Origin of the sequence: Psychrosphaera aquimarina, from assembly GCF_032461525.1 — a bacterium.
Lineage (GTDB): Bacteria > Pseudomonadota > Gammaproteobacteria > Enterobacterales > Alteromonadaceae > Psychrosphaera > Psychrosphaera aquimarina.
On the sequence record NZ_JAWCUA010000010.1, the window covers coordinates 15,738 to 40,723 of the forward strand.

Here is a 24,986-nt window from a genome sequence, read left to right on the forward strand (position 1 = left end):
GTAAATTAGCGACATAATAATTATAAAAAGTATACGGACATGCAGTTTTCTCGCATTTTATTTAATTTAGTTACAAGACATGTCGCTGTGTTGATTTGTTTTGTCTTTATTTTAATAAATGTGATGTTTTACACTGCCGCGAAAGATGATCATTTAAGACAAATTAATGCTCAATTTCAATATACTAATCAAATGATTAACCTTTCTTTACCACTCGAAATTGTCAAGCCACTATCCCCCGTTATTTTGGAATGGCAATTTATTACACCAACTGGATACACCAAAATACGAAAAATTTTCGGTAAAAGTTGGAATGTCGCTTCCACCAAATTTGAAGTTGAGGATGGCTATGTTCTTTTAGTGCATCAGTCACTGGTTTCCGCGTATTTCTTTCAATTTTTCATCACAAACACTGTGTTATTTTTTATTGTTCTTACCTTGTTAACTACGGCTCACTTTAATTTACAGAAACATTGGAAGGTACTTATTCAGCTTGAATCGTGGGCTGCAAGGTACGACAAAAATGATAAGTTTAGGTTTTATTTATCAAGTAGATCATACAGTTTGGTAAATACTATTCGTAATTTAAATCAGGCAAGAATCGAAGCTCAAAAAAGTGGACATAAAGCGGATCACTTTATTAGAAGTCAAACTTTTTTGGATAACCATACAGGGTTAGGTAATCGCTTGTACTTTGAACACAGATTGGATTCCGTGTTGCAAGAAGAAGGTAAGGTTTATGGTGCTGTACTGATCATTCAATTTGGCATGTTAGATATGATCCGTGATCGACAAGGCAAATCCTCCGTAGCGCAAATCTTGCAACAATACTCAGAAATATTAAAAGAATATGTGGATGACACAGCACAATCTGTCGTTTCTAGGATTAGTGCCAATGATTTTGCTATTTTATTACCTTATGTTGATGGTAATGAAGTTGAACGCATAGCACTCAGTATTCTTAGAATGAGCCAAAAGGTAAAGTTACCTGATTATGTAGACACCAATATGGTTTGTCATATTGGTGCTGACATGTACGACAGGGAAGATACAAGCTTTAAAATATTAGCAGAAGCCGATATGGCATTAAGGGCTGCTCAGTTACATGGTCCGTCAGGGTGGTTTATGTATGACTCAGGCCAGTTACCCGCCTCTGAAATTAAAGGCTCTGTTCGTTGGCGTACGGCAATACAAAATGCCATAGACACAGATAGTTTTGTTTTGTTTTATCAACCCGTTATTGATTTAGATATGCGAGTTCAACATTATGAAGTGTTAGCGCGTATGGAAGGGACAAATGGTGAACTCATAAACGCTAAAGTCTTTTTACCTATGGCTAAGAAGTGTGGATTGATCCCGGCCATAGATAAACAAATTTTACTTAGTATTATCGACGTTATGGAGCAAGGATGTTTAGTGCCCATCTCGGTGAATGTACATATTGATAGTTGGTTAAATAGAGATTTTTGTAATTGGTTAATACAATTTCTGAAGGCAAATGCCGAATTGACTAAATATCTGATATTCGAAGTATCTGAGTTTGATTTAGCCCAGAATGCGAAAAAACTGTCGTCCATGTTTGCTGCGGTACGCCGGTTTCAAGTTCAGTTAATGATTGACCAAGTCGGTTTATATGTTTTAGATACTGGATATTTGGATTATTTAGATGTTAATTATTTAAAACTGCATCAAAGTCTGGTTAATCAGATTCAAGTTCGTGCTGAAAATCAGATGTTTATTAGAAGTTTACAAACGGTAGTCGCAAACCGAAATATTCTTTTGTTTGCCACTGGCGTGGAGTCTGAACAAGAAATAAATACATTAGAAAGGCTTGGCCTACATGGAGTTCAAGGGCACTTTATTAAACGTCCGTCAGAGACAATAGATCATTCCATAGAGGTGATTGATATTGATGGCGATAATTTAAACCTTTAAGACCTTGCAATCCTCCAGTATGAATTACCACTAACGACTTTTGCTCAGACATTAGCTCGTCATAATTATGCATTAGGGTATGTAATAATTTACCAGTATAAATTGGTTCTATAGGGATCTGAGTTTGATTATAAAAATCCAAACAAAATTGATTTAGCTCTGGTGTAGTTTTACCGTAACCGCCAAATAAATTGTCACTCACAATAGTTAACCTTACACCATATTTCACTTTCAGCTTTTCTAATAGTTGAAAGTCTTTCACGGCTGCTATACCGATGAACTTCATATCTGGAAATGCGTCCATCATACCGCTAATAGTGCCACCAGACCCAATGGCACATGCGATAACATGATGTTTGGAATGAATGGACTGCAGCTTTAACTCTTCCACTAATTCAGCTAAACCTAAAGCCGCTAGGTCATTACTTCCACCTTCAGGGACAAATAGATAATCAGGGTATGCTTGTTTGAGAGAATTTATGAATTCAGAGTTATGCCTATTTCTATACGCTTCACGAGATAAGGCTATCAGTTGCATCCCATTGGTTTTAGCTAAGGATAAAGTAGGGTTATTAAAATCAATTTCATGGGTTCTAATAAAACCAAGAGTGGGTATATCTGCCCGCTTTCCTGCTGCAGATAAAGCGGCTATGTGATTGGAGAATGCACCTCCAAAACTGGCAATACCTTTAAATTTGTTTTGGTCAAATTGTTTAAAATTATATTTGAGTTTTCGCCACTTATTGCCTGAGATCAACTTATCTATTAAATCATCGCGTTTAATTTGAAAATGAATTCTTTTAGAAGGGCTTAGCTGAAAACAAGTTTTGACTAATGGGGTAGGTTGATCAAAATCAAAAAAATGAGGGTTCATAGTTTTAGAGTAACGAATTTAGTGGTTATTGGTTGTATAATAGTGCCTATACAGGATACATTAGTAAGTAATTAATTAATAATTAAAAATACCGCATGAAATTAGCCGTACTTGCAAAAATAAAGAATTATTTCAATAAACAGATCCCTGATGAATTTGCTGGTATTTCTATTCATCCAGAATGTGTTCGTATCGTCAAAATAAAAAAACTTGAAACGGGTTACGAATGTTTCAAAAGCGAAGAATACCCTATTGAGACTCCTGATAAGCTAGGCCGATTGTTATCCCTGATCATTGAAGACTTTGAATTAGAAAATGTTCGTACGGGTATAGTAATTAATAATAATAAAACAGAAAGTGCGCAAATTGAATTAAGTGAATTACCGGTTGCTGACATTTCCGCTTCTTTGCCTTGGCAAATAAAAGAGCTCGTTTCTATTCCGCCGCAAGATATGATCTGTGATTATATCGAAATGAATATTCAGCCTTTAGGTCAAACGGCCAAAGCTCAAGTAATGGCGACATCTCGAGCATATTTAGACACCATAATAGAACCCTTTCATAAAAATAATGCTGAGATACTTGCTATTACTACAGAGCAATTTGTATTGGCTAGGATGCAAACAACCGAAGATGCTGCTCAATTATTATTTGTTCAGCATAAAGGTTCTGATGCCATTTTATTGATTTTGAAAAATCAGCAAATATGTTTTGCGCGTAAAATACGAGGCACAGATACCGTCATCAATATGTCTCCAGAATTGGTATTGGCTGGTGGTTCGGACAATATAGCCATTGAAATACAACGTTCAATTGATTATTACGAAAGTCAGTTGAAACAACCCCCGATTAAAAATGTATTGGTGGCAATAGCTGGAAATAATGAAGCCGTAATTGTTGAAGCATTAAACAGCGCACTACCGGTTAAAACATTGCAACTTCCTTTAGCTCAATTAGATGGTGAGTCAGCATTAGAATATTTAGCGGCGTTAGGTGTTGCTAATTATGTTATGCAGGAAGGAAAAAATAATGAAAATCAGTCTTAATTTCTACCTTGATGAACTCAAGCCTAAAAAATATTATTTAACCCTTACCAATCTACTTGCTGCTTCTGTTGTAGCTGCCATTGTTTTTGTTATATGGGTCAGTGTTATTTCGATGGATATAGAGCAAGCTAATAATGATTTAGCTGAAATGGAAGGCAAAAATAACCAGGCGCAATTGTTATTAACTAAATTGCAGGGTGATTTAGTAAAACATAATGATAAAGCCACATTTAATGATCAAAAACTAAATTTAGATAAAAAGTTAAAAGCAAAGTTAATGCTTTGGGAAGGTGTTGGTAAGCGACTACAAACAACAACTACTGACTATTATTTAGTATTAAAAGAATTAACTGAACATCATGATCATGAACTTTGGTTATCTAAATTCTCTTTTAATGACAAAGCGGCCATATTTGAAGGTTTCGCTTTGGACTCTAGTGCCGTTACTCGTTGGATGACCTATTTAAAAGCAAGTAATTCTTTTCAGGGACGTGAGTTCAGTCATTTAAACGTGAGATCTATAGATGAAGAATTAATGGAGTTTGAAATAGCAACATCGATTGCGTTAGTAAGAACAGAAGAGCCAGAAGAATGAACAAAATAGTCACGCAATGGCGACAATGGAACGAAAAGTTCATCTCATTAAGTACTCGAGAGAAAGGTTTGATCTCAGGCGCTCTTATTTTCGTAGTATGCATAGGTTTATATAAATTAGCTGTTGAGCCTAGAACTATGCAATTAAATACAATTAAAAATAATACCAATCTTGTATTAACCAGTTACACGGCGACAACAGGACAAATTAATTCGGTTCAAGGTGCGTTAAACACAGATCCGAATGAAAAAATAAAAAATGAAATAACCGTATTAAAGAAACAACTAGCTCAAGTAGAGTCTGAATTAGATAAGGTGATGACAGATTACGTTGCACCTGGAAAAATGACCGCTGAGCTAACAAGGTTATTAGAAACATCTAAAGAGATTCGCATTATTGCGATGTCCGTTTTGCCGACACAAGAAATAGAAACTGACACAGAATTAGATTTGCCTGTATATTACCGTCATCAGTTTGAAGTCTCAGTCACTGGGGATTACTTTGCTTTGATGGAATTTGTTAATAATATAACAACTAAAAATAAACAATTTGGCATTCAACATTTAAGTTATGAAGTTACTGAACACCCAAAAGCGACAATGACACTTTCCCTAGTTACCATTAGTGATAATGCAAATGTTATTAAAATATAAGAAGTTTTGTTTATTAATTGTTACTTTACTATTACCTTGGCAGGTAAATGCAGATAAGATCCATGATCCGACAAAACCTCAATTAAAATCGTTAACTTCTCAGACAGTGAGCAAGACAAATACAATAACAGGACAAGTTGAAAAAGTATCTATGCCTGCCATGACTTTGCAAGGGATCATGGACAGAAGAGACACAAAGATTGCCATTATCTCTGATCAAATATACGCCAAAGGCGATAAGATCAATGGTTACATTATCAGTCAAATTAACCATGATAATGTTGTATTAGTTAACTCAGAAACCCAGAGACGCCTTTATATATATGAGTAAAAATATTTTGAATTCGGCAAAAGTAGTAATAACTGCATTGATATCTTTATTAATAACGAGTTGTAGCTTAACGCCTTCGTTAGAAAAATCTGAGGAGGTTCATCAGGTCTTTGAAACAGATCAAGATAAAGCTGACGCTCGCTCAAAACTGGTTATCCCAGACTCAGTAACGGCTGATTTATTATCTGTGGGCAATACGTCATTAGATACGTCTAGTTTAGAAGAACGATTTAATGTGGCAGCGAATGGCGTGCCATTAAAACCTTTTTTACAAGGTATGACGGAAGATACGCCTTATAGCGTAGCGTTTCATCCAGGTGTGGATGCAAGCATTAGTTTAGATTTAAAAGATGTCACTATCTCCGAAGTGATGGAATTATTAAATAGCCTTTATCCTGTCGATATCCAATTTAGAGGAAAAGTTATTCAAGTTTTTCCGGCGGATATAAAAACCGAAACAATTGATATCAACTACTTGATGTTAAAACGTTATGGTATGACATCAACCAGTATAAGCTCGGGTGGTTTAGTACAAAATGGTTCTTCTTCTGGTAACAACTCTAGTGGCAATTCGTCAAATAATTCGTCTAATAACTTATCGAATAACAGCTCAAGTAATTCTAACAATCAGTCAGGTAATCAAAACCAATCTGGTAGCCAGATGGGCAACCAAGGTGGCAGTGGTTCTAACATCCAAACAACGTCGCAAACTGATTATTGGCAAGAGCTAGAAGATACGTTAAAAATGATCATGAAGTCTGGTTCAGGGGATGATTCTAAAGTAGTTGTTAGTCCACAATCAGGTTTGGTCACCGTAAGAGGTTTACCTTCTGATATTCAAGTGGTTAAAGACTTTGTTAAACGTTCGGAAGAAAACTTAACCAGACAAGTAATTTTAGAAGCTAAAATTGTAGAAGTCGCGTTGGATGATGATTATCAACAAGGTATTAATTGGCAAAATGTGATGTCCAATGATGGGGCGACTAACTTTGAGTTTAGTACCGGCAGCGGTACATTTGGTAATGCTATTACCGCGTCATTAGGTGGCGCAACCAGTTTAAGTTTTAGTAATGTTGATTTTTCTGGCGTGGTTAATTTATTAAAAACGCAAGGTAATGTACAAGTTCTTTCCTCACCAAGAGTAACCGCGACCAATAATCAAAAAGCAGTGATTAAAGTGGGTGAAGATGAGTACTTTGTAACCGATGTATCCACAACAACAGTGACGGGCACTGCGACAACAAGTTCTCCAGACATTGAATTGGAACCATTCTTTTCTGGTATCGCACTAGATGTTACCCCGCAGATTAGTGATAAAGGCGATGTGATATTGCATGTACACCCGTCGGTTACAGAAACAGCAGAACAACAAAAAGTGGTTACTTTAAATGAAGAACAATATGTATTACCTTTAGCTCAAAGCAATATACGTGAGTCTGATACCGTCATTCGTGCTAAAAGTGGTGAGATAGTTGTGATTGGTGGTCTTATGCAGTCCATTTCATCGGATGGTGAGTCTAGAGTACCATTTTTAGGTGCTATTCCATTTATAGGGCATTTGTTTAAATCTAAACAAGAGTCGCGTAAGAAAAAAGAATTAGTGATTTTAATTAGGCCTACTGTGGTAGGAACTGGCACATGGCAAGAGCAAATGAACCGTAGTTCAGAATTACTTAAACGCTGGTACGGTGATTAATTTAGATGTATTTGTATCATTACGGTTTAAGGGAACTCCCTTTTACTATTACCCCTAATACCAGTTTTTATTTTGGCTTACCAAGTCATGATGAAGCTATGCAAGTATTAACAACAGCACTAAAAACTGGTGAAGGTTTCATCAAAGTTACTGGTGAAGTTGGGACAGGTAAAACCTTGTTGTGTCGTAAACTTTTAAATGAAACACAAGATTCATTCGAAGTTGCATATCTACCAAATCCTGCTTTATCGCCAGACGAAATACGTTTTGCTCTGGCCAGCGAGCTAAAAATTCGCGGCATTAGTAATATAAATCAACAGCAACTCAGTCAAAAAATTCAATTAAAGTTATTAGAATTAAACGGTAAAGGGAAAAGTGTTTTATTGGTTATCGATGAAGCACAGACAATCCCATGGGAAAGTTTTGAAGCATTAAGATTATTTACTAATCTAGAAACCGAATCTCGTAAATTGATTCATGTTGTTTTATTTGGACAGCCTGAATTAGACCAAATGTTAAAGTCTGACCGTTTAAGACAAATACGCCAACGGATAACGTTCTCTTATAAGTTACGTGCATTAACGTTGGATGAAGTCAGAGCGTACGTGCAACATAGAGTTAGGGTTGCGGGATATAAAGGAAAACAATTGTTTACACCAAGTGCCGTTAAAATGTTGTACAAATACAGTGGCGGTATTCCTCGTTTAGTGAATATTTTGAGTCATAAATCGTTAATGTTGACTTATGGATTAGGTCAACAAGAAGTGGGTAAAAAACAAGTTGTATATGCAGCGAAAGATACTGACTCTGCAAAAGCAGAATCGTTAGGTATCTGGGCGATAGCGCTTGTACTCTCAAGTATATCGTTGGCTGGATTATTTGGTTGGTATTGGTTATGGCCTATTGTTAAGGGACAATTACAATGAGCGTAATTAATAAAATGCTAAAAGATTTAGAACAACGTCATGATGATCCTGAAGCAGATGTAATCAATGCGGTTTATCAGCCACCAGTGAAAAATACGGCTAAGTATATTGTCATTGCACTTTCAGTTGTTGTTGTGTGCTTAGCCATCGCGATAGGTTGGTTATTATTAAAAGATGAACCCATTACTCCCATTCAGGATCCTATAGTCCCAGTTGCTCAAGCTAATAAGGTTGATTCAAAACCAAAAAAAATACAGATAAAACCTTTAATGCCAGTTCAACCATCGGACAAAACAGCTGAAGAGAAAGTAGCCATTGTTGATGATGTCATCCCAGAGCAAACAAAAAAACAAAACCGGAAGAACAGAAAGTTACTGAAACAGCAGCATCTGTTGACGTCGTCAAAAAAGTTAAGCCATTAGTGCCGGTTACCGTACAAACTAAAACGGCAGAACCTAAAGCAAAACCAATAGCGCCTGCGCCTAAATCAAATCCAAATCCTGAATTAACTATTGTTAAGTCATCTGAAAAATATTCTCCAGAGCAGAGATTAGAACAGTTAATGACTAAAGCTCAATCATCGTTTGATAAAGGGTATGTGACCGAAGCGGTGGAAAAATTAAATAAAGTATTATCCATATCCGATGGTCATGTTGAAGCAAGAAATTTATTAGCCGTAGCTTGGTACGGTAGAGGTGAATTACAGCAAGCGGTATCGATTTTAAATGATGGTTTGTCTAAATATCCAAACGTTGAATTATGGCGCATGACTGCAGCAAAAATTTACTTTAAAGAGAATAATATTAAAGGCGCGTTTTCATATTTAGATATTGAATTATCTAACGCTACGTTAGAGTTTTATTCGATGAAAGCATCCATTGCTCGTAAGTTAGAACGATATGAAAGTGCGGAATCAGCTTATTTAATGTTGACCAGATTGCAACCTGAGCTTGGTAATTGGTGGTTAGGCCATGCTATCTCCTTAGATAGCCAAGGTAAGTTTGATGCTGCCATATTGAGTTATCAAACCGCAGCAGCCAAAGGCGGCATGTTAAGGTCCACCATGGATTTTGTAGAGAACCGAATTCAGGAGCTTAAACAATAATGGCAACGCATAAACTTAAAAAGAGACTCGGAGATCTGTTAGTTGATGATGAGATAATTACACAAGATCAGTTAATGGTTGCGTTAGCAGCACAGAAAGAAAGTGGTCGTAAGCTTGGTATTGTTTTAATTGAAACGGGTATTATCTCGGAAGAGCAGTTATTACGCTTTTTGGCACAACAGCTCAATGTGCCTTTTTTGGATATATCCGATTGGAAGATTGAAGAACGATTAGCCTCGGAATTATCAGAAGTTCACGCCAGACGTTTACGCGCAATAATATTAGAAAGTGGTGATGAACACGTTATGTTGGGTATGTCAGACCCTGCAGATCTTGCGGCAATTGAACAATTGTCCAGCTTATTGTCGCCAAAAAATCTTGAAATTGTCGCGGTCCGTGAAAGCCAAATTTTAATTGCTTTTGACGTTTTATATCGTAGAACAAAAGAGATTGAACAGTTTGCATCTGAACTACAAGCGGAATATGAAGAAAGTGCTGACTTTGATTTTGCCTCGTTAGATGGCGACGGAGAAGCGGATTCTGTTGTAGCAAAACTACTGAGATCGTTATTTGAAGATGCTATCCAAGTCAGAGCATCAGATATTCATATTGAACCCGATCGCGGCAGTTTACGTATTCGTACTCGTGTTGACGGTATATTACAAGAAAGTATATTACGTGAAGTCAATATCGCCCCTGCATTAGTACTCAGACTCAAGTTAATGGCAAGCTTAGATATTTCTGAAAAACGTGTACCTCAGGATGGCCGTTTTCATATTAAAGTGAAAGGGCATGAAGTTGATGTTCGTATCTCAACGATGCCAATTCAAGACGGTGAATCGGTTGTAATGCGTTTGTTGGATCAATCCGCCGGTTTATTAAGCTTAAATGCGACTGGGATGCCGCCACACATCTTAGCCAAAGTGCGTAAATTAGTTAAAAGCCCTAACGGTATGTTTTTAGCAACCGGACCGACAGGTTCTGGTAAAACAACCACGTTATACGGCTGTTTAAGCGAACTTAACGACGCTGAGACAAAAATAATTACGGTTGAAGATCCAGTAGAATACCGTTTACCAAGGATCAACCAAGTACAGATTAATAATAAAATCGGTTTAACGTTTTCATCGGTGTTAAGAACGGCCTTACGTCAAGATCCTGACGTAATCATGGTTGGTGAAATACGTGACCAAGAAACCGCCGAGATTGGCTTAAGAGCGGCATTAACCGGTCACATGGTATTATCAACGCTGCATACCAATGATGCTATATCGACGGCGTTGCGCTTAATCGATATGGGGGCTGCTCCTTATTTAGTAGCAAGTTCGTTGCGTGCCGTTTTAGCACAACGATTGGTTCGTCGAGTTTGTTCATCGTGTAAAACCAGATATGAACCCTCAGCTCAAGAAATAACATGGGTATCAAATATTGCCCATAAAGATCATTCAATGTCTCAGTTCTTTAAAGGAACGGGCTGCCAAACTTGTAATAACACAGGTTTTAAAGGTCGAATTGGTGTTTATGAGTTATTAGAAATGAACGACGACAGTTTATTAACTGCTTTACGAAATGGTGATACTGAAGCATTTTCTGTTGCGGCTAAAGCATTACCAGATTATAAAAGTTTAGGCGAAACCGCGTTAGAGCTTGCACTTGAAGGTGTGACAACTATTTCTGAAGTATTAAGAATTTCCGAGGTGGTTAGTGACACAGCCACTTATAAATAGGCCATATTAATGCCATTTTTTCTGTATCAAGCACGTGATAAAAAAGGCAACTTGATAAAGGGGCAGATCGAAGCGCCAAATACAAACTCGGCTGCAGACATACTAATGGCTCGCCAAGAAATTCCGATTAAGATTACCTTAACCGACGAAGATCAAAACAAAGATATTTTTAAAGGGTATTTTGACCGCGTAAAAATTGAAGACTTAGTGGTGTTTTCAAGACAGATGTACTCGTTAACTAAGTCTGGAATACCAATGATCCGAGCAATCGTAGGGTTGGCAGATACCACGACCAATAAGACCTTAAAAAGAATTTTAAATGACGTAGCCGTACAGTTAGAACGAGGGCGATCCCTATCGGCTGCTTTTAGTAGCCATGGTAAAGTATTTCCAAGAATTGCAATCAGTATTGTGCATGTAGGCGAAAATACAGGGCGATTGGAAAGTTCGTTTTTGCAACTGGCGGAATACTTTGAACGTGATGAAGAAACCAAAAAGCGGATAAACTCAGCTATTCGATATCCACAAATGGTATTGTTCTTTATCACTGCGGCTATGTTTTTACTTAATTTAAAAGTTATCCCAACTTTTACTGGGATGTTTGCAAAATTAGGTGCCGATTTACCACTGGCAACTAAAATATTAATCGCGACTTCTACTTTTTTTGTGACGTATTGGGAAGTATTAGTATTGGTTATTGTCGGTGGTATATTTTTTTACGATCATATGTCGCGACCAAAGCCGGACGTTATCAGTGGGATCATTATAAAATCAAGATGCCATTTGTTGGCTCGATTATTGAACGTAGTTTATTAGCTCGATTTTCACGTAGCTTTTCTATGATTTTGGATGCAGGTGTTCCGATGAATTCTGGCTTATCCTTAGTGGCTGAAGCCGTAGACAATAGTTATATGGAAGCTAAGATTAAGGAAATGCGAACGAGTATTGAAAAAGGTGAATCTTTATTACGTTCAGCAGTAGCTAGTAAACTGTTTTCACCGTTAGTATTACAAATGATAGCGGTGGGAGAAGAAACTGGACGTGTGGATGAACTGCTCACCGATGCCGCCGATTATTATGAACGTGAAGTGGATTTTGATTTAAAAAGCTTAACAGCTAAAATAGAACCTGTATTGATCAGTGTTGTTGCAGGGATGGTTTTAGTACTTGCATTAGGTATTTTCACACCAATGTGGGACATGATGTCCGCGCATAAATAAGTTGAACAGCCATGGTGAACCAAGAACAAGGTAAAGTGACTACAGATTCCTTGATGGATCGTTCTTTTGTGCGAGTTTTGGTTGCTGCTGGAATTATTGCAGTGCTGTTTTATATCGCAGTTCGTTCGTTTTTAGGTATTATTAATGAAGTAGAAGAGTTCAAATATGATCTACTAGCGGAACGTTTTTCTATATCTATGGATTACGCCCGCAGAGAGTGGATTATACGTGGCAAACCGGATTCATTGACTTTAGAATACTATATAGATCAACAAGCAATTAATAATAAGATCAATAAAAAACTGTTATTACAAATAAATGAATTTGGTTGGCCGATTAATGTAGCAAGTGAGAGTCGTGAGCTGGATTGTTTAAATTTGTGGATGTATTTTGCACATGAAGAGCAGGATAATAAAACCGTTGAAAACTTAACTGAGCAGCTGGATGTAAAGAGGATAAATAATAATTGTCATTATTTACATAAAGAAAAATTTCCAAACCAACTAATGTTCAGTTATAACTCAAGCAATGGACAAGTGGTAACAAGCAATACGTATTAACAGGACGTTAATATTTACACATTTATGGTGCCAAATAGATAAAAATAACAATTATCAATGATTTATTGTGTGATTGAGGATAAAATCAACACATAATATTTAAAGATGTTTACAAGAATTAAATTAAATATGTTCAAGAGGTTTTAAAATGAAGAAACAAACAGGTTTTACATTAATCGAATTAGTGATCGTAGTAATTATTTTAGGACTTCTTGGTGCTGCTGCAGTACCTCGTTTTATGGATGCGACCGACGATGCAAAAGATTCAGCAGTTGAAGGTGTAGCTGGTGGTATAGCAAGTGCTGTTGGTATGGTTCGTGCGGAATGGGAATTAGCAGGACGTCCAGCCGGTAATAATAATATAACTTATGGTAATGTTAGTTTAGATGTAACTGATACTGGTTTTCCATCAAGCCTAGGTGGCAATGAAGCTGACATGTCAGCAATGACCACGACAACTTGCCAGCAAGTATTTGATAACATTTTACAGTCATCGCCAACATCTATTGTTATTGGTGGTACCTATAATGGTGAACGTTACGTAGTAGATGTAACAGGTGCAGGAGTTTGTCAGTTTGTATTGGCTCAGAATATTGCAGCTGGTACCACTATTGCCACTAATATTATTAATGACGGTGCGACAACAGGTGGAACTCAAGGTTTCACTTATAATGCGGACACCGGTCAAGTATCAGTATTCAAGAATTAATTTTTATAAAAGGTAGTAAATTATGAAAAACACAAATCAACAAGGTTTTACTTTGGTAGAACTAATTATCGTAATCGTTATTTTAGGTGTGTTAGCAGTAACCGCAGCACCTAAATTTTTAGACGTTAAAAGTGATGCAGTTGGTGGGACTCTAGACGGTGTGAAAACGGCTATGGTAGGCGTAGTTAATATAGAAGAATCTCGCTCAATCATTACTACAGGCTCTTCAGTAACTCCGAGTGCTTTGGCTGTTGGTGATGGTCTAGATTTAGATAGTAGTTGGACAGTTAGATATAATGATGCTGTGCCAGCAGATGCTACAATCGTTCGTATTTATCCTAGCGGTCAAGCACCTGCCGCTGATGGTGCTTTCGCTACTCTTGTTAGTGGAGATGCGGGATTTGATTGTTATGCCCAATATAATGCTGGCGTCATATCTGTAGACAAAAACTGCGGATAAGTTTAATTAAAAGGTTACTAACGCTTAGTAACCTTTTTTGAACGCATTATGGATAACAAAGGCTTTACCCTGATAGAATTAATAGTGGTACTGGTATTGTTATCCGTACTTGTTGTCACTATACAACCCAAAATCAACACCACTTCTGATTTCACTTACATCTCCCAGCGTGATCAAACCATATCTCTGTTACGTAACGTTCAACAACGAGCGATGCAAAATACCCAAAACTCTGAAACCTGTCACCGTGTGAGTTTTAATACAAGCACTTTAGGTTTAACGGCACAAAATAATGATGGTACCTGTGCAACAGGTTTAAAAGCGGTCGCTGGCAATACTGATGATTATTTATTAGTTGAACTGGAAGATAGTTATAGCGCACAAAATGCCGCAGGCGTTGCATTATCAAATATACAGTTTAATTATCTAGGTCAGCCTATTCCTAATTTAGGAAGTTGTGCCACATCCGGTTGTGTTATTACAATTTCCACAGACCACAGTGTGTGTATCGAATCTGAAGGGTATGTCCATGTTTGCCCTTAAGCCTCTATTTACAACTCAATTAGCTGTAAATCGGCCTAATAAGAAAAAGCCTAACGGTTTTACCTTAATTGAATTAGTGATAGGCATCTTTGTATTATCGGTGGCATTAATGGTTATGACTGGTGCGTTATTTCCCCAAGCTGAGCGCAGTACAAATCCATGGTTTCAGGTACGCTCTGCTGAACTTGCTCAGTCCATGATGAATGAAATAATCGCTCGTCGGTTCGATGAAAATTCGGCACAAACCGGGGCATTACGTTGCGGCGAAAGTGGTGCTAGCGCTTGCACTGTGATCAACGCCTGCGGTTTTATTGATGGAACCGGTAAAGAGAACCCTTGGATTGAAGAAGGTAGTGCGAGTCGAGAATTATTTGATGATGTTGATGACTTTGATTGTTTTTCGGCTACAGGCAGTGATATTAGCAATATCGATAACCAATCGTTGAACGATGTTTATGCAAAGTTTACCATCAATGTATCTGTTCGTTATGCAGGAACTGATTTAGGCTTAGCGAATACAGATGCTAAGCTAATCACAGTGACGGTCACGCCACCGCTAGGTGATGATGTAGTATACGCAAGTTACAAGGCCAACTACTAATGGCTAAAGCACGCTTTTTCACTCAGACTAAACCGCAGGGATTCAGCTTAATTGAATTGGTGGCGGTTATTGTTATTTTAGGCGTGTTAGCTACCGCGTCTGTCCGATTTATTGTGTTTGGTACTCAAATATATGTTGAAGCCAATGACAGGCAGGTCGTGTTGTCAAAAAGTCGATTTGCAATAGAGCGAATGACCCGCGAGATCCGAGGCGCTATCCCCAATAGCGTCAGAGTATCTTCTTCTGAAAGTTGTATTGAATTTACTCCAATTAAAGCCTCGGGTGCATACAGAGATGATATCGACTCTGTAGCAGCACCAGTCTCGCCTGAAACCGGCAATAATATGGATGTGATTGGTTGGTTGGGAGATTATCAAACGGGCGATCGCGTATATATTTACCCAACTTCTAGTAGTGATATATATAATTCTAGCTCAGATAAAATGGGCATTTTAGGTGACCCTCTCGATTCAGGAGCGTTGCCCTATACGGGTATTAGTCCACAATTAAATATTACATTTAATCCAGATCCAAATTTCACTGAACATTCACCTAAGCGCCGTTATTATACCGCTGACAGCTCGATTAATTATTGCTTAATCGCTAACGGAGTGGTTTATGATTTGTATCGCATTGTTAGCACCAGTTTTTCTGCCTCTCAATTACAACCAAGTGATAAGAATGCAGCGACTTTACTCGGTGGGGTGCTAATGGCTGAGGGGTTGACCAATAACTTAAGTAATGATGCAACACATCCATTTGATATTTCTAGTTCAACATTAAATAGAAACTCTGTGGTTAACCTATACTTAGAATTTAAAACTAATATAGATGAGAATATGTTTTTTAACCACGAAGTACATATTCCCAATGTGCCTTAGCCAGTGATAAGTAATGGATGAGAAAATCCAATTGAGTAGTATTAATAATGTCAATAAATAGAATCAAACAAACCAAGCCAAAACAAAAAGGCAGCGCCTTGGCGATAGCTGTGTTTATTATTGTGATTATGGCTGCACTAGCGGCCGGTATAAGTAAATCTATCTCATCAAACACTGATCAATTGGTTTTTGAAGTGCTAGGGACTCGGGCATTATTCGCAGCAGAGTCAGCCAATGAAATAGCTCTTGCTCAGTTATTTCCAGTTTCTGGAGGTGTAGGTATATGCACTGCAGAACAATCGTTATATTTAAATGTTGATGGGTTACGAAATTGTGCGGTAAAAACGTATTGTTCAAATAAGTCGCCAGGCGCAAGTCAATACTATCAAGTTGTGTCTACCGCTGTATGTAAGGCCAATATGAATAACAATAGTTCCGACTTTATTTGTACTAATGAAAAAGTTTGTGTCAGTCGAACCATAGAAGTAGAGGCGAAAGCATTATGATATTAAGGTCTATATTTATACTTATATTTATATCGTTTAATGTTATTGCAGGGAAGACGATTCAATCAGTGACATTAACTCCATCAGCTGCTGAAATAAACGCGACGGTTAATGTTAATGTTGTAGTATCAGCAAGTGGCAGTAATAAAAAATGGTACTCTACCGGTTACTTATTAGATGGTTCATTTACCTGTTTGCAAAATACGTATACCTACAACAATCCTAATAATAGTACTAATAGTTTCGATATTACAGCTCCTTCAGTTTCCGGTGAGTATACCGTTGCAGTTCAAGCCTATAGTGATAATGGCTGTAATGACGGGGGGTCTACAATTGAATACGCTGATTTAACGGTGAAGTACAACCCTACCGATATAACTCTAGAACCAAATTCTATCTATGATACGGATGCTTACGAAAATGCAGTTGTTGGCACACTATCTGTTGTTGATCCAGTAGATTCAGAGTCAGTTGTTTTACATGATTGGGATGGTGGAACAATAACCGGTTCATGTTCAAGCTCTAATGATAACTGGCGATTCGGTATTACTTCAAATACGTTATCAATTACTAATGATAGTAACTCTACCTTACCCGTTGGAGATTACGTTATTTGTGTAAAATCAACTGATAATCGTATACGAAAAGACGTGATAATCACGGTCGTTGAAAATACTGCGGGCGTGGACACGGTAATTAATTTATCACCTAATTTTGTCGTCAATGAAAATGCATACGAAGGTACGGTTATCGGTACACTATCAGTTTTGAATCCCGACGATTCAAATAATGTAGTACTTAACGGTAGTGACTATAATTCACTCGTTGGTAGCTGTCCTGATGGTGCTGGTGATAATTGGCGATTTACTATTAATTCTAATGTTCTGTCTATAGGGAACGATAGCAACACAACTTTACCAGTTGGTGCATATACTATTTGTGTCAAAACAGATGACGATTATTACCGTCAAAATCTAACGGTTACAGTCACTGAAAACGATGTGCAAGCTACGTTTTTAGATAGGTTTAATGTACAAAGTTACTCGAACAATGATGGCCAGATAGATTGGGATTCAAACTGGATCGAATTTAATGACGATGGCTCGGTCAATAGCGGTAGAATTAAGATTGAAAATGACCGTTTACACGTTATTGGCAGTGAACGTTTTATTTACCGCCAGTTAAATTTATCAAATTTTACACAAGCTACTTTGTCATTAGATTACCAGGTAAATACAAGCGGAAGTGATGATATAGCTTATGTATTGATTAGGACGGATAACAGTAATACATGGTACATATTACATGAGTTTGATGCCGGTGGGGACTCCCAAGGAAGTATTGGGCCCATCGACATAAGTAGTTACCTCACAAGTGATACAGATGTTGGAATATATACCACAGAGAGTTTTGACGATGCCGACGATGTATATATCGATAACTTTGCAATAAACGCCACCGGAGCCCCTGAGCCAGAATCACACATATTTTTTGACCGCTTTAACAGTGTTTCTTATTCTAATAATGATGGAGAGTTTGGTTGGGCAGGGAGTTGGGTTGAAGGTAATGATGACGGCAGTCCTTCATCAGGTAAGATCACTATTAGTAATTCAGAATTAACCATTACCTCTTCTAGTGTTTCAATTTCACGAGAGGCTGATCTGTCTTCATTATCTACTGCTACCTTATCATTCAGCTACAGCAGTGTGACGAGTTACAGTGATGATATTGTTTATTTACAGATACGCACAGCTAACGGCAATTGGACTACGCTTGAGAGCTTTATTGGCTCAGATTCTAGTAATGCCTCAGGTGATGTGACTTATGACATTACTAATTATATTGGCAGTGATGTTGATGTTCGTTTTGTAACGGCTTCAGGCTTTGATTCCAACGATTCATTTAAAGTTAATGACTTTGCGATAGATGGCACAATCTCGGCTTTTTGCCCTGATTTATCAGCCTATAAAGTAATATTCAACGATGACTTTAGTGAAGATACTCATGCTTTAGCGGACACTTGGGCTCCGGTTGATTTTGATCGTTCTTCGACCAATGTTTGGCCAGGAGATACTATTTATCAATCGCCAAATGAAAGCCAAACCATCACTTATGCAATAAATAACGACACATTAAAAATTGCCGGTGACACGGTAAATTCAGGTAATAATGAATACGGTGTTTTATTACATAATGTTGATGATGAAGGGTATTCATCCTCCACCATTCAAACGTATGCCATTGAGACAACTGTTATTACACACGCAGACCAGATAGGTAACAATGACATAGGTGTTGTTTTTGGTTATGTGGATGAGGACGATTTTTACTTGTTACGTTGGACCAAAATAGGAAGTGGTTATTCTAATGATACAAACTTCCCTGGAGACTACAGAAGTTTAGATTTAGTCCATGTGCAAAATGGCGTCCCCACTCTATTATCTTCAAAAGCTAACTTTTATACAGATGATCCTATGAGTATCCGTATTACTGTGGATGAGAATGGTATTTCAGTTTGTATCAATGATAGTGCGGTGCTGAGTTATGCTAATGCACAACCTGAAATGAATTCAGTAGGTTTTTATAGTTATGACAACGATTACAATGGTGGATTTCAAGTTGAAGAGTTCTTAGTTTTTTGTCGAGATTGTGAGGCCGGAGGAATAATCGGTTGGTGGGCAATGGAAGACTCATTTGACGATGTAATCGGTGATAATCATCTAACACAATATGGTGAAATAAACTTTAGTTCGAGTAACGTCGCTAAAACAGTTGGTAATAATAGTACGTGTAAATATGCAGAATTAGATGGTGTTAGTTATGGTCGTGTAGATGACAGTGGTTATTTGAATAGTGATGAACTTGCCGTGTCAGCTTGGGTATACCCAACGTCTTATCCAAATGATAATAATGACACCAATGGCACTGATAACCTAATGGCTATATCTTCAAAAGATGTAAATTATGAATTTCATATCAATGAGGACGGTAAGTTATATTGGTGGTGGCAAAATGAGAGTAGTGAAAACCGCTCAATAACATCAGCCAACTCAGTGCCATTAAATACTTGGTCGCATGTTGCGATATCGTATCAAGCGGGTGAGCAAAAAATGTATATCAATGGTGTTCTAGAAGGCTCAAGTAGTTGGAATGAAACACCAAAACACAGTACATGTGATTATTTTGTTGGCGCGGATGTTGCGACAGGTGCTTGTGATGTAATACCAGAAAGAACCTTTATCGGCCTTCTAGATGAAGTGCGTATATATGATCGTTACCTAACACAAAATGAAGTTATAGATGATAGTAACTTCCTGAGAGAATGTGGGTTAGTTAACTCTGTTGACCACTATAGAATTGATCATCCACAAAATAATTTAAGTTGTAGTGCAACATCTGTCACTGTGAAAGCTTGTGGAGATGAGTTCTGTTCACAAGTCATAGGGGCTGATGTCACAGGGAACTTACATTATACCTTAGGCGGGAATACCACCACAGTGTCGGGTTTGAATTTAACCAATGCCCCTCAACAAGTTGAATTTAATCAAACAAGCGTTGATACCATTACACTTGGTTTAAATAGCATGTCACCTGATGCCAATATTCAGTGTTTTTATAATAGCGGAACACAAAGCAGTTGTAATATTACGTACACAAGATTTGGTTATAAAGTAACAGCATCAGATATTACCTCTAGTGAATCTGTATCAGATGCCAACAATCGAATTTCGGTGCAAGCGTTGGAAGCGATCGAGAATAATCCTGCGGTATGTGAACCTTCATTAGTCGGGAACAAACAAGTAAGTATAGACTTTTCATATTTAAATCCACCGACCAATTATGATCAAGAAGCGTTAAATGTATCTTTAAACGATAGTTCATATACCTCTGTGACAAGTGGCAGTGGTACTACTCAAACGTTAAACTTTAACGCTACCGATGCTATGGCATATTTTTATGTTAGATATGCCGACGCTGGCGCGTTGCAAGTTTCCGTGGCCGATGTGAATTTGAATTTATCTACTAATATTGCAACAGGTTACGATAACTTTAATGTCATACCAGCGAGTATTAATCTTCAAGTTAAAGATGAAAATGACAATATACTGGGTTCATCGGGAAATTTAACCCATTACGCCGGTCAGAACTTTAACTTGTCCATTCAGGCTTTAAACGCAGATGGTAATATAACCAATAATTACCGCCCAGGTGATCTGGAAATTCAGTCTGTAATGAACTCTCCTTTAATATCGAGCGGGGCCAACCCAGTACAGTTTTATTATGGTGGAACGAGTCCAGCCAGTGTAACCAATGATAATAGTGTGGCAAGTTGGACTGACGCCACCTCGCTAACCTTTGATAATAATGGGTTTAGTAACGCTGCTGCACAGTTTGATAATGTAGGTAGTTTTACCTTAGATGTAAAAGACAGTAATTACCTTGGTTATCAAATTAATAGTGATAGTGTAACCAGTGCAGGGCGATTTATTCCGGCGTATTTTACATTTGCTACACCGCTTCCGGACACAGAGATCACAGATACTCATACCACATTTAGTTACTTTGGCGAGTTGTTAGATTTTCCTACAAATCCCGTATTTAGCTATGTTGCGAAAACGTATACTAATCAGACCGCGACAAATTATGTATTTGTGCCGTCCAATTTTGGTTTTGTTTCTTCTAATTACTCTGAAAACACAAGTTATACTCCTGCGCCATATCCGAGCAGTGCGATTGAAAACATAGACCTAAGTGTACAAGGGCAAATGAATTTTTCTTTATCTGACCCATTTATCTATGAGAAACCTGCGGTACCAAGAGAACCGCTTACCAGTACGATAAGTTTGTTATTCAGCGCTAACGAATTACTGGATGCCGATAATATTGGTTATGACGTTGACGGAATAAGTAACGATTTACCGAGTTATGAGGGTATAACTGTATTAGAAAACACTTTTAATTTACGTTATGGCCGTTTATTTTTAGAAAACGCATACGGCAATGAAACTAGTGATTTAAAAGTAGAAATGATCCTGCAGTATTTCTCAGGTGGTAAATTTGTGACTAATACGGATGATAGTGAAACGACGTTTTCTGGGTTTAACATCTCAATTACTGAAGATGGAAATCCAACGATATACACTAGTAATCTTGTAGGCTCCAGTTTTGTAGCGGGTAAAACCCCTGCGACAGATGGCTTATTCATCAATGCACCAAACGTAGTGACAGAGTTGGATGTTAAAATTACCAATCTGCCAGATTGGTTGAATGTGGATTGGGATAATGATGCTGATATTGACGATGACGATAATGTATCTTCAACGGTAATTTTTGGCTCATATCGTGGAAATGACAGAATAATTTATAAAAGAGAGCGATAGTTTTAAAAATGCACTTGCGCTTTGAGTATTAACTCAATAGCATAGCAAGTTGTTAATTTTTTAATTTCTCAGGTTTGTCTGAAAATAATAATAAGTAATTTTGGGAACGGAAGTACTATGTTGAGAGCTCCACTGGCGCTATTGTGTGTCTTGTTAATGGGAAGTGTAAATGCACAAACTGGTGCGCTTACAGTTGAAGCTACCCAGGCTGACATTGCAAATAAACAAACTGAATACGACAATTATAACTTGGCTTTGCAAACGCAAATGAACCAAGCGAAGCAAATGAAAGAACAATTGTCGAAGCTTAGAGAGCAATCTAAAAAACTTGAGCGTGAGAAGGCTATCGCTTTGGAAGAGATGAATAGTCAATTCCAAAAAATGATTGACGATCCGTCCTTAGATATAGCTTCCGCACGTTTGACCTATACCGAATCAGTTAATGCCCACAAACAAAATAAATTAGATATTCAAAACCAATTAGCCGCTGTTCAAGAAAAAGAACGTGAAGTTGCTAGTATCAGAGTATCTAAACATTCGTTGTTAAATACGTTAGAAAGTTTAAAAGAGCAGTTAAACAATTCTCGTGTAGAGCGTTTATATTCTCAATTTAATAAGTCGGGTACTTTATCGGTTCAGCACGCGGTCGATTGTGATTTAGAAGAAGTGATCTCTGAATGTATTCGTCGTACTGAGCAATTAGCAAAACAAAAAGCATCCAAACGTTACTTAGATAAAATCTTTACTGAACTATCTGAATCTGCAACTGCATCAGCGCAACGAAATGCCGCCGATACTAGTGTTAAAGTTGAAAGCGTTAAAGTAACCAATAAAGGCTTTTCCGGTGTAGCTAAATACTCTGTATCTATGGATGTAGGTTTAAAAGGTAACTTAACACGTAAACAAGCTTGTCAGTTGTTGGAACTAAATGAACGTTATTGCGTTGAATTCCCTGGTGGTGGAGAAGTTGCAAAAAAGACTGAGAGTCAAAAAGTTAAATACGACGCTAATTTAATGTACGAATTAACCATACGCTCAAATGTATTTGATGATGAAGTGTATATTGATGGCGTTAGTTATGGTTCAACTAAATTAAGCGTTATGTTACCGGCCGGCGAGCATTCGGTTGAAGTGATCAAATTGGGTTATCAATCTTATGTTGAAAAGATTGAATTAACGGAAAACCGTTTAATTCGAGTTAATCTAAATAAAGACGCGCAAAGTTTTGCCAAAGGCGAAAAAATTCAAGACATTCTTAGCAATGACAAACAAGGTCCTAGATTAGTTGCAATCCCTGCAGGTGGTTTCCAAATGGGTGATATTACCGGTCGTGGATTAGACAACGAACGTCCTGTTGTAAGTTATAAAATTGAAGCGTCATTTGGCATTGGTGAGAAAGAAATCACTGTAGGTGATTTTGGTCAATTTATCGCTGCTACAAATTACGTAACGGTTGCTGAACAAGGTAAAGGTTGTGCATATTACAGCAACTCTGAGCCAAAATATGATATGCAAATGAACTGGCGTAACCCAGGTTATGAGCAAGATAACGATTACCCGGTTGTTTGTGTAACGTTAGATGACGCGAAAGCATATGTTGACTGGTTATCTACAAGCACTGGCAAAACGTATCGTTTACCTACTGAAGGTGAGTGGGAATATGCCGCTCGCGCAGGTTCGGATTTAGATTACTGGTGGGGCGATGCCATCGGTAGTAATAATGCAAACTGTGGTTGGTGTGGCAGCAAATGGTCAAACAATAGTGCATCTCCAACAGGTACATTTAAGCGTAACGGTTACGGACTTTACGATGTGATTGGTAATGTTTGGGAATGGAGTGATACTGGCTCTGATATCGTTTCTGTTGTACGAGGTGGCGCTTGGAACTTTGCCCCTAGTTTAGCTCGTGTTTCTACACGTTTAGAAATCGCATCTGACTTCCGTTCAAACTACATAGGTTTTCGAGTAGCAAGAGACAGATAGGCTAATTTTTCATCATTATGTAATTGAAGGGGCTTTAGCCCCTTTTTTATTTTCTAATAATATACTTTTGTCGTCAGTTCCTGCTTGCCGTAATAGCAGGTGTTAGGTAAAGTTAGCTATTAGTTTTTTAGCAGTATTTCTCAAAGGATAAAATGCGCCATGTTTAAGAGTCTGCGCGGTATGTTTTCTAATGATTTGTCGATAGATTTAGGTACGGCAAACACATTAATATATGTAAGAGAGCAAGGGATCGTTCTTAATGAACCGTCCGTAGTTGCTATTCGCCAAGAACGTGCAGGAGGACCTAAAAGTGTTGCTGCAGTCGGTGGTGAAGCAAAACGCATGTTAGGTAGAACCCCTGGTAATATCAAAGCGATTCGTCCAATGAAAGATGGTGTTATTGCTGACTTTTATGTTACTGAAAAAATGTTGCAGTACTTTATTAAACAAGTTCATAACAATAACTTTTTCCGTCCAAGTCCTCGTGTTTTGGTATGTGTGCCTTGTGGTGCTACTCAAGTAGAACAAAGAGCTATTCGTGAATCAGCAATAGGTGCAGGAGCCCGTGAAGTCTTTTTAATTGAAGAACCAATGGCGGCAGCAATTGGTGCTGGTTTACCGGTTTCAGAAGCAACAGGTTCGATGGTTGTTGATATCGGTGGTGGTACAACAGAAGTAGCTATTATCTCATTAAACGGTGTTGTGTACTCTTCTTCAGTACGTATTGGTGGTGACCGTTTTGATGAATCTATTATTAATTACGTGCGTCGTAATTTTGGTAGCTTGATTGGTGAAGCAACAGCAGAACGTATTAAACAAGAAATTGGTTTTGCATATCCATCAAATGACGTGAAAGAAATGGAAGTTCGTGGACGTAACCTTGCAGAAGGTGTGCCTCGTTCATTTACTTTAAACTCAAATGAAATTTTAGAAGCATTACAAGAACCATTATCTGGCATTGTTAGTGCTGTATTAGTTGCACTTGAAAAGTCACCACCAGAGTTAGCTTCAGACATTGCTGAACGTGGAATGGTATTAACTGGCGGTGGTGCATTATTACGTGATTTAGATCGTTTATTAATGGAAGAAACCGGTATACCAGTTATTATTGCAGATGACCCGTTAACGTGTGTAGCACGTGGTGGCGGTAAAGCTCTAGAGATGATTGATGTACATGGCGGAGACGTATTTAGTTACGAATAAACTAACATTCGCTTAGTTAAACAGTAGTATTTTAAACGGCAGTAACCACTG

General features: G+C 37.8%; 21 protein-coding genes and 1 pseudogene. 21 read left to right on the top strand and 1 reads right to left on the bottom strand.

Translation table 11 applies throughout. The annotated features are described in order from the left end of the window. Window positions 1–39 precede the first annotated feature (39 nt). Window positions 40–1,935, top strand: coding sequence for an EAL domain-containing protein (locus RT723_RS11965; RefSeq protein WP_315947320.1), 1,896 nt, complete (start codon window positions 40–42; stop codon window positions 1,933–1,935). Here the strand turns inward: RT723_RS11965 and RT723_RS11970 are convergent. Beyond that, window positions 1,862–2,809, bottom strand: coding sequence for a 1-aminocyclopropane-1-carboxylate deaminase/D-cysteine desulfhydrase (locus RT723_RS11970; RefSeq protein ID WP_315947316.1), 948 nt, complete (start codon window positions 2,807–2,809; stop codon window positions 1,862–1,864). The genes RT723_RS11965 and RT723_RS11970 overlap by 74 nt on opposite strands. Window positions 2,810–2,904: 95 nt before the next feature. Between RT723_RS11970 and RT723_RS11975 the strand changes: the two genes are divergently transcribed. The 20 genes and pseudogenes from RT723_RS11975 (at window position 2,905) to RT723_RS12070 (ending at window position 24,935) form a co-directional block, all read left to right on the top strand. After that, on the top strand, window positions 2,905–3,855 hold the full coding sequence (locus tag RT723_RS11975) for a hypothetical protein (protein WP_315947321.1): 951 nt from the start codon (window positions 2,905–2,907) through the stop codon (window positions 3,853–3,855). Next, window positions 3,839–4,450: a PilN domain-containing protein gene (locus RT723_RS11980; protein ID WP_315947314.1), complete on the top strand. Its 612-nt coding sequence runs from the start codon at window positions 3,839–3,841 to the stop codon at window positions 4,448–4,450. Before RT723_RS11975 ends, RT723_RS11980 begins: the two co-directional genes overlap by 17 nt. Further along, window positions 4,447–5,103 (top strand): hypothetical protein, encoded by a 657-nt coding sequence (locus RT723_RS11985; RefSeq protein WP_315947313.1) that lies wholly within the window; start codon window positions 4,447–4,449, stop codon window positions 5,101–5,103. Before RT723_RS11980 ends, RT723_RS11985 begins: the two co-directional genes overlap by 4 nt. Then, the gene (locus tag RT723_RS11990) at window positions 5,087–5,434 is read left to right on the top strand and encodes a hypothetical protein (protein WP_315947312.1); all 348 of its coding nucleotides are present in this window, start codon (window positions 5,087–5,089) and stop codon (window positions 5,432–5,434) included. The genes RT723_RS11985 and RT723_RS11990 overlap by 17 nt, the downstream gene beginning before the upstream one ends. Next, entirely contained in the window at window positions 5,427–7,130 is a 1,704-nt protein-coding gene (mshL, locus tag RT723_RS11995) for a pilus (MSHA type) biogenesis protein MshL (RefSeq protein WP_315947322.1), read from the top strand. Before RT723_RS11990 ends, mshL begins: the two co-directional genes overlap by 8 nt. Before the next feature lie 5 nt (window positions 7,131–7,135). Beyond that, on the top strand, window positions 7,136–8,056 hold the full coding sequence (locus RT723_RS12000; protein WP_216056452.1) for an ExeA family protein: 921 nt from the start codon (window positions 7,136–7,138) through the stop codon (window positions 8,054–8,056). Next, a complete protein-coding gene (locus RT723_RS12005) occupies window positions 8,053–8,478 on the top strand; it encodes a hypothetical protein (protein ID WP_315947323.1) in 426 nt (141 codons plus the stop codon). Before RT723_RS12000 ends, RT723_RS12005 begins: the two co-directional genes overlap by 4 nt. Continuing rightward, complete coding sequence (locus RT723_RS12010) at window positions 8,478–9,161, top strand: tetratricopeptide repeat protein (protein WP_315947324.1); 684 nt, start codon at window positions 8,478–8,480, stop codon at window positions 9,159–9,161. The genes RT723_RS12005 and RT723_RS12010 overlap by 1 nt, the downstream gene beginning before the upstream one ends. Beyond that, window positions 9,161–10,888 (top strand): GspE/PulE family protein, encoded by a 1,728-nt coding sequence (locus tag RT723_RS12015; protein WP_315947308.1) that lies wholly within the window; start codon window positions 9,161–9,163, stop codon window positions 10,886–10,888. The genes RT723_RS12010 and RT723_RS12015 overlap by 1 nt, the downstream gene beginning before the upstream one ends. 9 nt (window positions 10,889–10,897) lie before the next feature. Then, a pseudogene (locus tag RT723_RS12020) lies at window positions 10,898–12,108 on the top strand (type II secretion system F family protein). An 11-nt stretch (window positions 12,109–12,119) separates the two neighbouring features. After that, a complete protein-coding gene (locus tag RT723_RS12025) occupies window positions 12,120–12,668 on the top strand; it encodes a hypothetical protein (protein ID WP_315947307.1) in 549 nt (182 codons plus the stop codon). A gap of 148 nt (window positions 12,669–12,816) precedes the next feature. Next, window positions 12,817–13,377 carry a prepilin-type N-terminal cleavage/methylation domain-containing protein gene (locus tag RT723_RS12030; protein ID WP_315947306.1) on the top strand — a complete coding sequence of 187 codons (561 nt, stop codon included), beginning with the start codon at window positions 12,817–12,819 and terminating at the stop codon, window positions 13,375–13,377. Window positions 13,378–13,399: 22 nt separating this feature from the next. After that, entirely contained in the window at window positions 13,400–13,837 is a 438-nt protein-coding gene (locus tag RT723_RS12035) for a prepilin-type N-terminal cleavage/methylation domain-containing protein (RefSeq protein WP_315947305.1), read from the top strand. 48 nt (window positions 13,838–13,885) lie between these two features. Then, entirely contained in the window at window positions 13,886–14,380 is a 495-nt protein-coding gene (locus RT723_RS12040; protein ID WP_315947325.1) for a prepilin-type N-terminal cleavage/methylation domain-containing protein, read from the top strand. Beyond that, the gene (locus tag RT723_RS12045) at window positions 14,367–14,981 is read left to right on the top strand and encodes a type IV pilus modification PilV family protein (protein WP_315947326.1); all 615 of its coding nucleotides are present in this window, start codon (window positions 14,367–14,369) and stop codon (window positions 14,979–14,981) included. Before RT723_RS12040 ends, RT723_RS12045 begins: the two co-directional genes overlap by 14 nt. Next, window positions 14,981–15,862, top strand: coding sequence for a PilW family protein (locus RT723_RS12050; protein WP_315947328.1), 882 nt, complete (start codon window positions 14,981–14,983; stop codon window positions 15,860–15,862). Before RT723_RS12045 ends, RT723_RS12050 begins: the two co-directional genes overlap by 1 nt. A 47-nt stretch (window positions 15,863–15,909) precedes the next feature. Continuing rightward, complete coding sequence (locus RT723_RS12055; protein WP_315947330.1) at window positions 15,910–16,368, top strand: MSHA biogenesis protein MshP; 459 nt, start codon at window positions 15,910–15,912, stop codon at window positions 16,366–16,368. Window positions 16,369–16,436: 68 nt separating this feature from the next. After that, window positions 16,437–21,749: a LamG domain-containing protein gene (locus tag RT723_RS12060; RefSeq protein WP_315947331.1), complete on the top strand. Its 5,313-nt coding sequence runs from the start codon at window positions 16,437–16,439 to the stop codon at window positions 21,747–21,749. Window positions 21,750–21,866: 117 nt separating this feature from the next. Further along, on the top strand, window positions 21,867–23,732 hold the full coding sequence (locus RT723_RS12065) for an SUMF1/EgtB/PvdO family nonheme iron enzyme (RefSeq protein WP_315947333.1): 1,866 nt from the start codon (window positions 21,867–21,869) through the stop codon (window positions 23,730–23,732). 159 nt (window positions 23,733–23,891) lie between these two features. Then, on the top strand, window positions 23,892–24,935 hold the full coding sequence (locus RT723_RS12070; RefSeq protein ID WP_216056439.1) for a rod shape-determining protein: 1,044 nt from the start codon (window positions 23,892–23,894) through the stop codon (window positions 24,933–24,935). Window positions 24,936–24,986 lie beyond the last annotated feature (51 nt).